Source organism: Streptomyces roseofulvus, assembly GCF_039534915.1.
Lineage (GTDB): Bacteria > Actinomycetota > Actinomycetes > Streptomycetales > Streptomycetaceae > Streptomyces > Streptomyces roseofulvus.
The window spans coordinates 2,983,635-2,998,004 of record NZ_BAAAWE010000001.1 but is presented as its reverse complement, the minus strand read 5'-3'; the positions used below and the strand labels follow the sequence as shown (position 1 = coordinate 2,998,004).

The following is a 14,370-nucleotide window of genomic DNA, read 5'->3' as shown; positions in this document are numbered from 1 at the left end:
ACGGATATCCCGTACGCCCGGCGTCCAGCGCGCCCGCGTCCCGCGGTGGTGCGCTCCCCGCCGTCCGGCCCGTGAACGGCGGACCGCCCCGGGACTGACGAGCATCCCGGTCCGTAGGTGTGGCTCGAAGATAAGGGCCTTCCCGGGGGCTGGCAATGGGGGTCCGCGCCCGGTCAGTACGGCAGCACCCGCGTCTCCACCGCCGGCAGGCCCTTCGCCCACCAGTGGTCGTACCGCCCGTAGACCCGCGGATCGCGGTCGGCGAGCAGCCGCCCCAGGGACGCCGCCTCGGCCGCGAGGCCGTCCCAGTCGGCGGGCGTCAGCGGGTGGAAGGCGGCCGCCTCGATCCCGCCGTCGACCGGCCGCCAGGCCCCGGCCACGTACCCGTCGACCAGCAGGGTGGGCAGCACGTCGCCGTTGATCCGTATGACGTGCCCGCGGTACGCGGCCGGGACGATCCGGCCGCGGTCCGCGTACGCCAGCAGCGTGCTGTCCCACATCGCCATCAGGCGTGGCGGGGCCGGCGCGTCCCCGTCCGGGCGGACCGCGCCCGGCAGGTCGTAGAGCACCGCCCCGGCCGGCCCCTCCAGGAGCTCGGCCGCGCCCTCCCGGACCAGCGCGTCGAGCGCCGCCCGGGCCCGGCCGCGCTGCACCAGGCCGAACTGGGCCAGGTCCGCCGCCGACGCGGGCCCGAAGCCCGCCAGATAGCGGCGGGCCAGCGTCTCCAGGCCCGCGGCCGCTGCCTCCGGGCCGGTCCGCACCGGTTCGGGTCGCGCCGCGACGAAACCGGGCGAGACGGGGTACTGCCACGGCGGGCCGCTCGGCACGTGCCACAGCGGCGCGTACTGCCGCAGCAGCCGTCCGGCCGTCGGGGTGAGGCTCCCGCCGCCCCACGACTCCTCGGCCCGCGCCCGCAGTTCGTCGCCGGTGCGCGGCCGGTCCGCGTAGGCGAGGAGCTCCGGCAGCAGGGCGTCCGCGTCCTCCGGGGTGATCCCGGTCTCCGTGAACCGGCGGTCGCGCAGCCGGCTGCCGCGCAGCGTCGGCTCCACCGCCTCCCGGAAGGGCCGGTAGTCGTCGGCGTGGACGAGGTGCAGGGTGATCCGCATCAGGGTCGAGCGGACCAGCCGGAACCCCTCGACGGCGGCGTCGAGTCCGGCCGGGTCGAAGTCCGCCACCCGGTTCCACAGCGCCACGTACGGCGAGCCGGGCTGCTGTGCCTGGAGCGCCACCGCCCGCCGCACCGCCTCCTCGACGCCGACCGGCTCCCGGGCCAGCAGCGACTGGCGGGCGAGCGTGGCCCGGTTGAGGGCGCGGGCGGTGAGGGCGGGCGGCGCGGTCGCGGTCATGGCTCCGATTGTGACGGGCGGCACCGACAGTCCCGGTGCCTCACTGCTCGCGCAGCCCCCAGGGGGACCCGTACTCCGTGAGGAGGTCCAGGAAGGGACGCGGGTCGAGGGCCTCGGGGCCGAGCACGCCCGAGCCGGACCAGACGCCGGTGGCGAGGAGTTCGAGGGCGACGACCGGGTTGACGGCGGTCTGCCAGACGACGGCCTGGGAGCCGTACTCGCGCATCGACCACTCGTTGTCGACGACGTGGTACAGGTACACCTCGCGCGGCGCCCCGTCCTTCAGGCCCTTCACCCAGGTGCCGGCGCAGGTCTTGCCGCGCATCCGGTCGCCGAGCGTGGCCGGGTCGGGCAGACAGGCCGCGACGACGTCGCGCGGGGAGACCCGGGTGCCGTCCGGCAGGGTCACCGGCTCCGTGCGGTCGAGCCCCACCCGGTGCAGCTCCTTCAGCGTCCGGATGAACTCCTCGCCGAGGCCGTACTTGAAGGTGACCCGGCGGGCGTCCACCCAGCGGGGGATCAGCAGCACCTCCTCGTGCTCCACGTTCACGCACTCCACCGGGCCGATGCCCTCGGGGAAGTCGAAGACCTCCGGCTCGCTGAACGGCGGCGTGGTGAACCAGCCGCGGTCCGCCTCCCACACCACCGGCGGGTTCAGGCACTCCTCGATGGTGGTCCAGATGGAGAACGACGGCGCGAAGTCGTAGCCGTCGACGGTGAGGTTCGCGCCGTCGCGGACCCCGATCTCCTCGATGGAGTCGAAGAGTTCCTCGGCGGCGTAGCGGGCGAAGACGTCCGAGAGGCCCGGCTCCACGCCGAGGCCGACGAGCGCCAGCCGGCCCGCCTTCTCCCACTCCGCCGCCCGCACGAACTGGGCGTCGCCGAGCTTCACCCCGCACTCCTCGTACGGGCGCTCGGGGTGCGGCCGGGACAGCGACATCGCCATGTCCAGGTAGTGCGCCCCGGCCGCCAGCGCGGCCTCGAAGAGCGGCGGCACGAACCGCGGGTCGGTCGCGTTCAGCAGGACGTCGCAGCGCTCGCGCTCCAGGAGGGCGGTGACCGCGGCCCGGTCGGAGGCGTCGATCCGGGCGGCGCTGAACCGTCCGCCGGACCCGCCGAGCGCGGCGACGGCCGCCTCGGCGCGGGACAGGTCGTAGTCGGCCACCACCATGTGGCCGAGGAAGGAGCGGCGGGCGGCGATGCGGGTGACGGCGGTTCCCACACCACCGGCACCGACGAGCAGGACGCGCATATCGACAAACCACCTCTCATCGTGAGGAAGAAGACAGGTCCCGGGAGTGCGCCCATGAAAGCCGTCCGCCCGGAGACCGGTCAACGGCGTTGGCATAACCTGGGAAGAAGAGGAGAGGAGCGTTCTCATGCCTAAGAAAGTGGTGCCGGAGGGGGAGCGACGCCGTCGAAAGCCCGTCAAGGCGGGAGGCGTCGTGCTCTCCGAGCGGCTCTACATCGAGACCGCCCTGCGCATGCTCCAGGAGCACGGCAGGGACGGGCTGACCGTGCGCCGCCTCGGCGCGGCCCTCGGTGCCGACCCCAGCAGCCTCTACCGCTACTTCCGCGGCACCGACGACCTCCTGCTCGCCGTCGGCGACGAACTCGCCGGCCGCGCCCTGCGCGGCTGGGCGCCCACCGGGGACTGGCGGGCCGATCTGCGCGAGCTCGGCCTGCGCGTCCACTCCGCGTATCTCGCCCACCCGCAGGCGGCGATCCTCACCGCCAGCCGGGTCAGCGGCCGGTCGCACGAGATCGCCGCCGACGAGGCCGTCCTCGGCGTGCTGCGCACGGCCGGCCTGCCCGACGCCGAAGCGGCACGCGTCTACCACGCCTTCATCGACCAGGCCCTCGCCTTCGCCGCCCTCGACGCTGCGGCCCTCGCCCTCCCGCACACCGCCCGCGCCGCCGACGAGGCCGTCTGGCAGGCCACGTACGCGCGCCTCCCGGCCACCACCCACCCGCACATCGCCGCCACCGCACCCCGTCTGGTCGCCCGCATGAACACCAGCGCCTACCCGACGGCCCTGGAGATGCTGCTGGACAGCGCGGCGGCGACCCTGGCGCGGACGGCCGGACCCGCGGAGTGACGGACCGTGGCCGAGCCCACGAGAACACGTCTTGTCGATGCACGGGTCTTCCCACTAACGTCGTTGACGTGTTATCAGACGCGCATGACCCCGGGCCGCGGCCGGACCGAACGCCGAGTGGACTCGGCGAGCGGCTCCACCGCTTCTCGCCCGTGCGCTCGCTCGACTTCGGCGAGCACCGTCTGACCTATCTCGCCGACGGCTTCGTCCAGCTCGCGCCCCGTGCCTGGTTCCCCGGCACCACCGGGGAGACCTGGGAGCGGTACGCCGCCCATCTCGACGGCGACGGGCATCTCATGGCGTCCGTGGGCGGCCTCCTGGTGGAGCACCGCGGCCGGGCCCTGCTCATCGACACCGGGTACGGGCGGCGCCGGACCGAGTCCGCCGACAGCTATCCGTTCCTCGGCGTCGAGGAGGGCGGGCGGCTGCCCGCGAGCCTGGCGGCGTGCGGGGTGGACGTCGACGCGATCGACACGGTCGCCTTCACCCACCTCCACGAGGACCACGTCGGCTGGGCCTTCAGCCCGGCCGCCGACGGCCCCGGACTCCACTTCCGCCGGGCGCGGTACGTCACCTCCCGGTACGAGTGGGCGCACTGGAGCGGCACCTTCCCGGACTTCCTCGCCCGCGAGCTGCGGGGCAAGGCCGTCGGGGTCCTGGACGGCGAGGAGGTCTTCCCCGGCGTGACGGCCTGGGCGACCCCCGGTCACACGGACGGGCACACCTCGTACGTGATCACCTCGGGCGACCGCCGGATGCTGGTGCTCGGCGACGCGCTGCACAGCGCCGTGCAGATCGAGCGCCCCGAGTGGCGGGTGCTCGTCGACGCGGGCCGGGACATCGCGGTGGACACCCGGCTGCGGATCCTGAAGGAACTGACCCGGCCCGACACGGTGGGATTCGCCGGGCACTTCGCCGACGTCGTCTTCGGACGGGTCGTCACCGACGGCGGCCGGCACCGCTGGGAGCCGCTGGCGACCACCGCCGGCGGGGACTGTTGCTGACGCACACGTCACTCTGAGCGCATCGACGCCTCCCGTCACGGGCGAGCGGGGCCGCCGGAGCCCTCCGGTGTCCCTTCTCACGTCCCCGGCGGTGAACCGGGAGGCCCTCGGTGACGTCTCTCCGCGCGGTGGGGCAAGGGGGCCCGGACCGCTTCGGGAGGAGTCCCGTCCGGCCCGGCCGGACGGGCTGTCGTCGTACCCGCAGTACGCCCTTGACCTGCGAACTAACGGGGTTGTCCGGGGGGATCGGCGCATGTAACCGTAGGGCTATGCATTCGTGGAGTGACTGACACACATCTATATGATGATCAGTCGACCAACCATGCGTTCGGAGGGCCGCACAGCCTCCGGTGACCATGGCCGGTCGCGGATAGCGCTGAGGGGGAAGCTGTCATGACCGCTACGAGATGTGGCGTCTGCTCGCCAGACGTCACGAACGCAATCATCGCCGAATACGCCGACCGCCTCCGGGCCGTCGGCAGCGTCCTCGCCTCGGACGAGAACGTCTGGGCGGAGTGCGCCCAGCAGGCCCGCCACATCGTGGCGGAGTGCCAGCGCACCCTCCACGACGACTGCGAGGAACTGCCCGCCGGACAGCTCGACGCCGAGTTCGCCTCGCTGGAACTCGGCGCCCGGCGCGCCGTCCAGCACATCCCCGCCCGGGAGTCGCTCCGGGCCGCCCGCATCCTGCGGGACGTCGTCCTCGACGCCCTGCCCGGCATGCTCGCCGGGCTGGGCCCCGACGAGGCACTGCCCCGCGGCCTCGCCGCCGTCCGGGCCCTCACCCGCGCCATCGACGCCCGGGTGACCGCGGCCGAGATCGGCTACGACGCCTTCCTCATGCGCGGCGCCGACCTGCCCTCCGTCGACCGCGGAAGCCGGCTGGCCCGCGAGGTCCACGACCGGATCGGCAGCAACCTCGGCCTCGCCCTGAGGTATCTGGAGCTCCACGAGCTGGAACAGGACCGCCCGGACGACGCCCAGGACCGGATCGACTCCGCCAAGGCCGCCCTCCTGGACACCTTCGGCTTCGTCCGCGAACTCGTCAGCGGCCTCCGGGTGCCGCAGCAGGGCGGGACCGGACTGCGCAGCCACCTGATGAACTACGCGGCCGTCACCCGGCCGGCCGGCACCGAGGTCGACATCCAGGTGAGCGGCCCCGTCGACCGGCTGCCCCCGCTCCACCAGGACGAGGTCTTCCTCGTCCTGCGGGAGTGCCTGCGCAACAGCTTCGCCCACTCCGGCGCCGCCGAGGTGCGCGTCCGGGTCGCCGTCGACCGCCACGGCCTGGAGGGCCGGGTCACCGACGACGGCAAGGGGATCGGCGCCCCTGCGGCGGCCCTGCTCCGGGGCAACGGCCTGGCGTCCATGCGGGAGCGGATCGCCGCGCTCGGCGGCACCCTGAGCCTCAGCGGCCCGCCCGGCCGGGGCACCAGCGTCGTCTTCCGCGTCCCGCTGCGCAGTACCGAGGGCGCGCTGGGGATCAGCGCATGAGCGAGGACGCCCCCGAGGTGGTGCGGATCCTCGCCGCCGACGACCACACCCTGCTGCGCGGCGCGCTCTGCACCATGCTGGCCAAGGAACCGGACATCGAGGTGGTCGGCGAGGCCGTGGACGGTCCGACGACGGTCCGGCTCGCCACCCGGCTGCAGCCCGATGTCGTCCTGCTCGACCTGGAGATGCCGGGGCCCGGACCGCAGGCCACCCTGCGGCAGCTCCGGGCCGTCGCCCCCGGCGCCCGCGTCGTCGTGCTCACCATGCACGACGACGGGGACCTGGTGCAGACCCTGCTCGCCGACGGCGCCTCCGGCTACCTCCACAAGTCGGCCAGCCGCGACATGCTGCTCTCGGCCATCCACAGCACGGTGGCCGGCGGCACCACCGTCTTCACACCCCGTCGGCCCGCCGCCCCGCGCCGGGCGGCGGACACCCCGGAGGCGCCCGTCCTCACCTCGCGCGAGCGCGAGGTGCTCCAGTGCGTGGCCCAGGCCATGAGCAACCGTCAGATCGGGCGCCGGCTCGGCATCACCGAGGGGACGGTCAAGCGGCACCTGCGGAACATCTTCGCCAAGCTGGAGGCCACCACCCGGCTCGACGCGGTCAACCGGGCGCTCGCCGCCCGTCTCATCGGCTGGTGAGACGGGCGGGTCCGTCCGTCAGGATCACCCCAGGGCCAGCAGGCCCGCGGCGAGCCCGGCGTTGGCCGCGTACTGCGTGACCATGAACGCCCGGTACGGGGCCCGGGCCCGGTCCGGCCGGGGGCGCAGGCAGCGCCACGCGACCCAGCCGGAGCCCGCCGCCAGCGGCACCGCGCCCGCGAACACCACCGGGTCGCTCAGGGCGGCAACGGCGAGGCCGGCCGCCCCGAGGACGGGCGCGGCGACCGCCACCAGGCGGCGCGCCGCCCGCTCGCCGCGCACCACGGCGAAGGTGACCCGGCCGGCCAGCGCGTCGCCGCGCACGTCGCTCAGGTCCTTGGAGACGGCGCCGACCGCGCCCATCCACAGGGCGAGCACCCCGCACAGGGCGAGCGGCCCGCCGGCGAGCGACCCGTGGACGGCGACGGCGCCGGCCAGATAGGCGGCGAGGCCCGCCACCGTCACCACCACCGCGCCGGCCCAGGTCCGGCGCTTCGCGGTGAACGGGGGCATCGAGTAGGCCCAGCCGAGCAGCAGCAGGACGGCGACCGGCGCGGCGAGGCCGGGGACCGAGGCCGCGAGCAGCAGCGAGACCACCGCGCTGCCGGCCGCGACCTTGGCGCCGGTGCGGGCCGGCAGGTCACCGCGCGCGATGGGCCGCCGCGATCCGTTGCCCCGGTCCTCGGCGATGTCCATCACGCCGTTGAGCAGGTACGTGGCCAGCACGGCGAGGGACAGGGACGCGGCGCCGGCCAGGACGTCCTGCGGCGCCGGGCGGGCTCCGCCGGCGATCGCGGCGCAGAGCGCGCCGAGCAGGAAACGGGTGAGGAAGACGAGCTGGACGACGGGCCGGGCCTCCGCGACGCAGTGACGGGCCACGGTGAACAGGCGTCCGGGCAGGGGGGCGGCCGGCAGGGCCGCGGCGGAAGGACCGGGGTGGGGGGTGACGGTCACGGGTCTGCTCCAAGGGACGGGGGCATTCGCCGAGAGGCGCCTCTGCCGTACAGAGGCGCCTCGGGGGGCGCGGGTCGCGCCGGGGCGGGGGACCGGGGGTGCGGTCAGCCCGCCGAGGGGGCCGCGGACTTGCCGCCCCGCAGCAGGAGGGCGATGACCGCGAGCAGCACCAGGCAGGTCGCGGCGAGCACCCAGAGGACGGTGTGGAAGGAGCCGTCGTACGCCTTGACCAGGAAGTCGACGAAGCCGTCGCGCTGGGAGGCGGCGACCGCCTCGGCCGGGCCGCTGATGTTGCCGCCGGCCGCGGTGCCGGCCACCGTCGCGGCGTCGCCGGCGCCCGGGAAGGCGGCGATGCCGTCGTTGGTGCGGCCGGTCAGGAGGGTGGCGAGCAGCGAGCCGTAGACGGCGACCGCGATGGCCTCGCTGCCGAGGCGCAGGGTGTTGAGGAAGCCCGCCGCCATGCCGGCCCGCTCCGGGGCGATCAGGCTGAGGGCCTCGCCGTCGACGAGGCCGGCGGCCAGTGCGTACCCGGCGCCGGTGATGAGCATCGGCAGGGCGACCAGCGCGATGTTCACGTCCGGGGAGAAGAGGGAGAGGCCGGCGACGCCGACGACCAGGCAGACCAGGCTGACGAAGATGATGGTCATCGCGGAGATGCCCTTGGCCACCAGCTTGGCGGCGATCAGCGGGAAGACCAGCATCGGGAAGGTGAGCAGCACCATGATCAGGCCGGCCGAGCCGCTGGAGTAGCCGCCCGCCGCGGTGAGGTAGCTGGGCAGGTACGTCAGCATGGTGACGAAGGCGAAGGAGCCGGCCACCGGCACCAGGCACAGGGCGAGGAAGCGGCGGTTGGCGACGGCGCCCAGGTCGAGCATGGGGTGCGGGTGGCGCTTCTCCACGGCGGCGAAGGCGACCAGCGCCACGACCGTGCCGGCGAAGAGGCCGAGCACGCCGGGGCTGGCCCAGCCCCACTGGGAGCCCTGGGCGATGCCGGTGGTGAGCAGCAGCATCGCGACGACGAAGAGGGCGGTGCCGGGGACGTCGACGCGGGCGTCCGGGTTGCGGGTCTCGGTGACGCCCTTGCTCATCGCGGGGATGGCGAGCAGCACCAGGCCGAGGACGACGGCGTGCAGGGCGAAGACCCAGCGCCAGCCGGCGGTCTCGATGAGCAGGCCGGAGAGGGAGGGGCCGAAGGAGACGCCGAGTCCGGCGACGGTGCCGAAGAGGGCGAACGCCCGGCCGCGGGCGGGGCCTTCGAAGACGGTGGAGAGCAGGGCCGCGCCGCAGGCGAAGATGGCCGCGCCGCCGATGCCGGCGAGGGCGCGGGCCGCGTCCAGGACGTAGACGTCGGCGGCGAAGACGCTGATGAGCGAGGCGGCCGCGTAGACGGCGGCGCCGATGGTGAAGGCGCGGACGCGGCCGATGATGTCGGCGATCGAGCCCCAGGCGAGGGTGAGGCAGGCGAAGGCCACGTTGAAGGCGTTGACCACCCACTGCAGCGGCACGAGGCTCGCGTCGGTGTCGGCGCCGATGTAGGGCAGGGCCACGCCGGTGCCGGAGATCGAGGTGGGGACGACGAAGATCGCCAGCAGCACCGCGGTGAGGATCAGCGTCTGCCGCTGGGGGGCGGCCTGACCCTGCGCCGGCGAGGCGGTCTCGCCCCCGGCGGGGACGGACTCGGTCTGTGTCATGGGAGGAAACTCCTGTAGTTCCAGCGGCGTTGGGGGAGGTTCGGAATTTTTCGAACCTAGGTTGGCAGAGGCGGAGGTACGATGCAAGTGAAACCTGACAACGGCGGCGGCCTCCGGACGAGGCGCTTCCGCCGACCGATGGCGGACCCGAGTGAAGGAGCCGAAGCGATGCCCGACGAGGAAGGTCATCCGACCCGGAGCGAGATGGACCTGCTGACGGTCCTGAACGCGCTCTCCGACCCCCTCCGGTACGAGGTGATCCAGACCTTCCTGACGCTCCCGGAGGGAACCGAGCGGACCTGCCTGTCCTTCGGCTTCCCGGTGTCCAAGTCGACGCTCAGCCACCACTTCCGGATCCTGCGCGAGTCCGGCCTGGTGCAGCAGGTCAACCGGGGCAACAGCCGCAAGGCGCACCTGCGCAGGGAGGACCTGGAGGCCCGCTTCCCGGGCCTGCTGGAGCTGCTCGCGGACAATCCGCCGGCCCCTCCGGCCGGGTCGGATCCCGAGCAGGACGCCACAGCACCAGCGCGGTCACGAGCAGCCCGTCCCGGGCGAGCCACCGGCCGCTGACCACCCGGCACCGGCCGCCCCGCCCCGGCGCGGCGACCCGGGCCCGGAAGACGCCGGCCACCGGATCCACCGTGATCAGCGCGTCCGCGAAGCCCAGCTCGCCGAGGACCGGCGCGCACGCCTTGTAGACGCACTCCTTGGCGCTGAACAGCAGCCGGTCCCAGCTCACCCCGGGCCGCTCGGCGGACAGCCGCGCCACCCAGGCCCGTTCGGCCGCCAGCGAGACCCGGGGCAGCATCCCCGGGTGCCGCAGCGGCTCGTCCGGTTCGGCGTCCACCCCGAGCGACAGCACCGCGCCGGAGCGGGCGACCGCGGCAGCGTGGTAGCCCCGCGTGTGGGTCATGCTGCCGGTCAGACCGGCGGGCCACACCGGCGCGCCGCGCGGTCCGCGCGGGACGGCCGCGGGTGGCTCCCCGAGCCGGCGCATGCCCCGCCGGGCACAGTCGCGGACCGCGGCGAACCGGGCCCGGCGCACCGCCGACATTCCGGCCGCGGCGGCCTCCTCCCCGGGGAGGAGCCGGATCTCGTCGGGCAGCCGGACGCCGTCGAAGGCCGCCACCGGCGCCGGGAACAGGGCCTGGATCACGGCCGCGCCGGACTTCCCGGCGCCGGCTCCGCGCCGCTGAGCAGCCGGTCCCGCAGCAGCAGGACCTCCTGGGAGGGCTCCATGCCGAGCTCCCGGCGCAGCAGGACGCGCAGTTCCTCGTACGCGGCGAGCGCCTCGGCCCGCCGGCCCGATCCGTGCAGCGCGCTGATCAGCCGCGCGTGCCGCCACTCGTCGAACGGGTGGCGCGCGACCAGCGCCCGCAGTTCGTCCACGATCTCCCGGTGCCGGCCGCGCCGCAGGTCCGCCTCCAGACGGGCCTCCAGCGCCTGTTCCCGCAGCGCCGTCAGACCGGCGGCGAGCGGCTCCAGGACCGGACCCGGCGGTACGTCGGAGAGCACCGGCCCGCGCCACAGCGCGAGGGCGCCGCGTAACGCGCGGGCCGCCTCCTCCACCCGCCCCTCGGCGAGCAGCCGGGCGCCGCGCTGATGCGCCGCCCGGAAGAGCCCGGCGTCCACACCGCCCGCCGGGGCCTCCAGGAGATAGCCGTGCGGACGGCCGGCCAGCCGGGGCCGCAGCGCCTCCTCGACCGGCAGCGAGGCGAACCACTTCCGCAGGTGGTACACGTGCGTCCGGGCCGTCATGACCGCGCTGCCCGGCGGGTCGCCCGCCCACAGCTCGGCGACGAGGTCGTCGAGGCTCACCAGCTCGTCCGCCCGGACGGCGAGGAGCGCGAACACCTTCCGCAGCTTCGGCCCGCGGAGCGTGAACTCCCGGTCGCCGGCGGACAGGCGCAGGGCGCCGAGGACGCCGAACCGTATCGCTCCGGTCCCGTTCTCCGTCATGCCCCGTGCCCCCGCATCCGCTCCGCGCCCGCTCCGAAGCCCTTCCGGAGGCGCCTTCCGACGCTAACGAGCCCGTCGGCGCGAACTCCATGCCTCTACCGCCCAGGACACATCGGGAGTACGTCCAAAGGAACATGCCGGGCGGTGCCCCGGCCCGGCCGGGGCACCGCCCGAGGAAGCGCGCGCTGCTACCAGCGCACCGGCAGCGAGACGGGCCGGCGCAGCAGCGCCCCCTCGTCCCACGGCAGCGCGGCCGGGTCGGCGTCCAGGGCCAGCCCCGGGAACTCGCGGACCAGCCGGGTCAGGATCGCGCCGATCTCCAGCCGGGCCAGGGCGGCGCCCAGGCAGTGGTGCATGCCGTAGCCGAACTGGAGGTGCCGCTTGCCCGTGCGGTCCGGGTCGATGACCAGCGGACGCTCGTACACCGACGGGTCCCGGTTGGCGGCGAACGCGTCCGCGTAGACGACGTCACCCGGCAGGATCGTTCCCTCGCTGGTGACCACCTCGCGGTGCGCGACCCGCGGGAAGGTCGACATGGTGCCCAGCGGGACCAGCCGGATGATCTCCTCGACCAGCTGCGGCACCACGTCCGGGTCCGCCACCGCCCGCTGCCACAGCGAGGGCGCGCTCAGCAGCACCAGGGCCGCCTTCGAGAGCACCGACAGCACGTTCTGGTCGATCGCCACCAGCGCGGCGAAGACCAGCCCGACCAGCTCCTTGTCCTCCAGCGGGGGTTCCGTCTCGTCCCGGGTGGCGAGGAACCGCTCGATGAGCCCGCCGGGCACCACCGGCCGCTTCCCGGTCACCAGGTCGGTGACGTAGCCGTACGAGGTGAAGAACTCCTCCATCAGGCCCGGGACGTCGTCGTGCAGGGCCTTCTGGATGGTGGGGGAGTGCGGGCGGAAGTACGCCACGTCCTCCTCCGGGATGCCGAGGAAGCGGCAGGTCACCTCGATCGGGATCGGGTCGAGCACCGCCGTGTACAGGTCGGGGCGCTCCTGGGCCCGCAGGTCGGCGAAGCGCCGGGTGACGAGCTCGTCGAGGAACGGGGCCAGCCGGGCGACCGCGTTGGCGCTGTAGTCCGCCGTCACGAACCGCCGCATCCGCGAGTGGTCCGGTCCGTCCAGGTTGATCAGCATCTCGGGCGGCAGCGTCGTCGGGAAGAACGTCGGCCCGCCCTCGACGTTGGTCTCGGCGCGGCCGAAGGTCGAGTCGGTCAGCACCTTGTGCACGTCGGCGTACCGGGTCAGGTGCACCACGTGGTGCCCGCTCGGCAGCTTCACCTGCGGCAGGCCGCCGGCCGAGCGCTCCGCGACCGGGACGTACGGCGGCAGGGGGTCGAGGTGGGGGACGTCGGCGACGGTCACGCCGTCCTCGCGCTCCTCCACCGCTTCCAGCGAGGTGGTCATGTCAGGCTCCTTCGGCCGTCCGGGCGGATGGGGTCACAGCAGGCCGGACAGGCCGGCCAGGCCCGTCACGGACCGCAGGTCGGCCAGCGTCTGCTCGTCGTCGCGGAACAGCACCGTCTGCCAGCCCTGGGCGCGGGCCGCGACCAGGTTCTCCTCGACGTCGTCGATCAGGAGGCAGTCGGCCGGGGCGACGCCGGCCGCCTTCGCGGCGATCTCGAAGATCTCCGCGTCGGGCTTGCGGCAGCCGACGTCCGAGGAGTCGATGAGGACGTCGACCTCGCCGACCGGGGCGATGATCGCCTTCCAGTACGGGCCCCACTCGACGACGTTGTTGGAGAGGACGCCGGTGCGGAATCCGTTCTCCTGGAGGTGGAGGTAGGCGCGGACCATCACCGGGTTGGCCACCACGCCGTCGAACCACTGCTCGCCGAAGGTCCGCAGCCGGGCCCGGGAGAGGTCGATGCCCGGGTTCTGGGCGGCCAGCACCCGGGCCAGCCGGGTGCCCCACTCGGGCTCGGTGAGCGCGCCGATCTCGACGGGCGCCATGGTGGGCATGGACAGTTCGTCGGCGACCCCCTTGATGGCGGCCTTGAGCTGGGAGGGGGTGATGCCGGTCTTGACCTCGTACGCCTCGTAGATGCGCTCCAGGGGCGGCGACAGGACGCCGCCGAAGTCGAACCAGATCATGGAGGGCTGAGCCATGGGAGTGCCTTTCAGGGGGAGGGAGTTCTCGGCGGGCGGGAGCGGTGGCGCGGCGGCCGGGTGCGGTCAGGCGAGGGTGAGCGAGACGGACGCGACGGTCTGGCCGTCCTGCTCCGCCCGCATCAGCCAGGCGCCGGCGCCGGGTTCCGGGTCGGCCGCGGCCGACAGCCGTACGGGCCGGTCCAGTTCGGCGAACCGGTCGAAGGAGCCGTCCAGGCGCACCACCCGCGCCGGACCGGCGGCGCCGCCCGCGAGGAGCAGTCCGCACTGCCGGGCCGCCTCGCTGAACACCATCGCCGGGACGTGGTCGTAGGGGTGGTCGTACATGCTGCGGTTGCGGAAGCTGCGGGGGCTGAGCGCGGCCGTCACGACCCCGTCCGCGCTCCGTACGTCGTCGAGGACGGCGTTCACCGGGTCCAGCCGGCCCACCGCGGCGGGCGCGACCGGCTCGCCGGCCGGCTCGGCGGGCAGCCCGAACGCGGTGGGCACCTCCCCGCCCCGCTGCATGTACCGCAGGTCGTGGTACTGGTCCGTCGGCGTGGACCGGACGTCCATGGTGAGCCGGCCCAGCGGCCGGCCGTCGAGCGCCAGGTCCATCGCGAACTCCAGCCGCCGCAGCCGTCCGCCGCGCTCGTGCCGGCCGGTGACGTCGCCGGCGATGGCCAGCTCGCCCGGCCGGGTGCCGCAGGCCAGCGCCTCCGGGTCGGTGATCTCCAGGGACCACGCCGTCACCATGAAGGTCGTCGCGGCCGGGACGCCCTGGTGGAGATGGGCGGCGCAGGTCACGGACTGCCGGCACGCCTCCAGCACGAGGAGCACGTCATGGTGCTCGCCGCGCCCCACGTGGTCCCGGAAGTAGGCGTGCGACAGCGGGAGTTGGGCCGCGGCCTCGAAGCGCCGCCCGTCCAGGGCGCGCGAACCGGTCAGGAAGACCTCGGACAGCGACCAGCGGTGGACCAGGCCGCGTGGCACGGTCTGCTCGTAGCTGAGCGCGGGCCGCTCCTCGGCCTCCGCGGCCTCCCCGCCCTGCGGGGTGAGGAGGGAGCTGCTCTTCACGTCGGAATCTCC

The 14,370-nt window shown here is 74.4% G+C and carries 13 protein-coding genes and 1 pseudogene; 5 read left to right on the top strand and 9 right to left on the bottom strand.

The window, feature by feature from the left end:
- Window positions 1–173 precede the first annotated feature (173 nt).
- On the bottom strand, window positions 174–1,346 hold the full coding sequence (locus ABFY03_RS13815; protein ID WP_346170017.1) for a winged helix DNA-binding domain-containing protein: 1,173 nt from the start codon (window positions 1,344–1,346) through the stop codon (window positions 174–176).
- Window positions 1,347–1,386: 40 nt separating this feature from the next.
- Window positions 1,387–2,598, bottom strand: coding sequence for a saccharopine dehydrogenase family protein (locus ABFY03_RS13810; RefSeq protein ID WP_346170016.1), 1,212 nt, complete (start codon window positions 2,596–2,598; stop codon window positions 1,387–1,389).
- A gap of 127 nt (window positions 2,599–2,725) precedes the next feature.
- Here ABFY03_RS13810 and ABFY03_RS13805 point away from each other — a divergent pair, with 127 nt between their 5' ends.
- The 4 genes from ABFY03_RS13805 (at window position 2,726) to ABFY03_RS13790 (ending at window position 6,587) form a co-directional block, all read left to right on the top strand.
- Window positions 2,726–3,445, top strand: a complete 720-nt coding sequence (locus tag ABFY03_RS13805) for a TetR/AcrR family transcriptional regulator (protein ID WP_319008485.1) — start codon at window positions 2,726–2,728, stop codon at window positions 3,443–3,445.
- Window positions 3,446–3,597: 152 nt separating this feature from the next.
- Window positions 3,598–4,449, top strand: a complete 852-nt coding sequence (locus ABFY03_RS13800; RefSeq protein ID WP_319008484.1) for an MBL fold metallo-hydrolase — start codon at window positions 3,598–3,600, stop codon at window positions 4,447–4,449.
- A gap of 393 nt (window positions 4,450–4,842) precedes the next feature.
- Complete coding sequence (locus ABFY03_RS13795) at window positions 4,843–5,943, top strand: sensor histidine kinase (RefSeq protein WP_319008483.1); 1,101 nt, start codon at window positions 4,843–4,845, stop codon at window positions 5,941–5,943.
- Window positions 5,940–6,587: a response regulator transcription factor gene (locus ABFY03_RS13790; RefSeq protein WP_319008482.1), complete on the top strand. Its 648-nt coding sequence runs from the start codon at window positions 5,940–5,942 to the stop codon at window positions 6,585–6,587. The genes ABFY03_RS13795 and ABFY03_RS13790 overlap by 4 nt, the downstream gene beginning before the upstream one ends.
- Window positions 6,588–6,611: 24 nt before the next feature.
- Here ABFY03_RS13790 and ABFY03_RS13785 read toward each other — a convergent pair whose 3' ends face one another.
- Window positions 6,612–7,541: a UbiA family prenyltransferase gene (locus tag ABFY03_RS13785; RefSeq protein ID WP_319008481.1), complete on the bottom strand. Its 930-nt coding sequence runs from the start codon at window positions 7,539–7,541 to the stop codon at window positions 6,612–6,614.
- A gap of 104 nt (window positions 7,542–7,645) precedes the next feature.
- Window positions 7,646–9,232 carry an MFS transporter gene (locus ABFY03_RS13780; protein WP_319008480.1) on the bottom strand — a complete coding sequence of 529 codons (1,587 nt, stop codon included), beginning with the start codon at window positions 9,230–9,232 and terminating at the stop codon, window positions 7,646–7,648.
- A gap of 81 nt (window positions 9,233–9,313) precedes the next feature.
- Between ABFY03_RS13780 and ABFY03_RS37925 the strand changes: the two are divergent.
- Window positions 9,314–9,604, top strand: a pseudogene (locus ABFY03_RS37925) (ArsR/SmtB family transcription factor); the annotation flags it as partial.
- Window positions 9,605–9,617: 13 nt separating this feature from the next.
- On the opposite strand, the gene ABFY03_RS13775 reads toward ABFY03_RS37925, so the two are convergent.
- The 5 genes from ABFY03_RS13775 to ABFY03_RS13755 form a co-directional block, all read right to left on the bottom strand.
- Entirely contained in the window at window positions 9,618–10,388 is a 771-nt protein-coding gene (locus tag ABFY03_RS13775; RefSeq protein ID WP_346170015.1) for a 4'-phosphopantetheinyl transferase family protein, read from the bottom strand.
- On the bottom strand, window positions 10,385–11,191 hold the full coding sequence (locus ABFY03_RS13770) for an AfsR/SARP family transcriptional regulator (RefSeq protein WP_319008478.1): 807 nt from the start codon (window positions 11,189–11,191) through the stop codon (window positions 10,385–10,387). Before ABFY03_RS13770 ends, ABFY03_RS13775 begins: the two co-directional genes overlap by 4 nt.
- Window positions 11,192–11,379: 188 nt before the next feature.
- Window positions 11,380–12,600, bottom strand: a complete 1,221-nt coding sequence (locus ABFY03_RS13765) for a cytochrome P450 (protein WP_319008477.1) — start codon at window positions 12,598–12,600, stop codon at window positions 11,380–11,382.
- Between the two features lie 33 nt (window positions 12,601–12,633).
- Window positions 12,634–13,302: an HAD-IA family hydrolase gene (locus ABFY03_RS13760; RefSeq protein ID WP_319008476.1), complete on the bottom strand. Its 669-nt coding sequence runs from the start codon at window positions 13,300–13,302 to the stop codon at window positions 12,634–12,636.
- A 66-nt stretch (window positions 13,303–13,368) separates the two neighbouring features.
- Window positions 13,369–14,358: an AfsA-related hotdog domain-containing protein gene (locus ABFY03_RS13755; RefSeq protein WP_346170014.1), complete on the bottom strand. Its 990-nt coding sequence runs from the start codon at window positions 14,356–14,358 to the stop codon at window positions 13,369–13,371.
- Window positions 14,359–14,370 lie beyond the last annotated feature (12 nt).

What these genes read in the sequence shown, in the direction of transcription:
- ABFY03_RS13815 (WP_346170017.1), bottom strand. Translation starts at nt 1,346, where the DNA reads ATGACCGCGACCGCGCCGCCCGCCCTCACCGCCCGCGCCCTCAACCGG.
- ABFY03_RS13810 (WP_346170016.1), bottom strand. Translation starts at nt 2,598, where the DNA reads ATGCGCGTCCTGCTCGTCGGTGCCGGTGGTGTGGGAACCGCCGTCACC.
- ABFY03_RS13805 (WP_319008485.1), top strand. Translation starts at nt 2,726, where the DNA reads ATGCCTAAGAAAGTGGTGCCGGAGGGGGAGCGACGCCGTCGAAAGCCC.
- ABFY03_RS13795 (WP_319008483.1), top strand. Translation starts at nt 4,843, where the DNA reads ATGACCGCTACGAGATGTGGCGTCTGCTCGCCAGACGTCACGAACGCA.
- ABFY03_RS13790 (WP_319008482.1), top strand. Translation starts at nt 5,940, where the DNA reads ATGAGCGAGGACGCCCCCGAGGTGGTGCGGATCCTCGCCGCCGACGAC.
- ABFY03_RS13780 (WP_319008480.1), bottom strand. Translation starts at nt 9,232, where the DNA reads ATGACACAGACCGAGTCCGTCCCCGCCGGGGGCGAGACCGCCTCGCCG.
- ABFY03_RS13770 (WP_319008478.1), bottom strand. Translation starts at nt 11,191, where the DNA reads ATGACGGAGAACGGGACCGGAGCGATACGGTTCGGCGTCCTCGGCGCC.
- ABFY03_RS13765 (WP_319008477.1), bottom strand. Translation starts at nt 12,600, where the DNA reads ATGACCACCTCGCTGGAAGCGGTGGAGGAGCGCGAGGACGGCGTGACC.
- ABFY03_RS13760 (WP_319008476.1), bottom strand. Translation starts at nt 13,302, where the DNA reads ATGGCTCAGCCCTCCATGATCTGGTTCGACTTCGGCGGCGTCCTGTCG.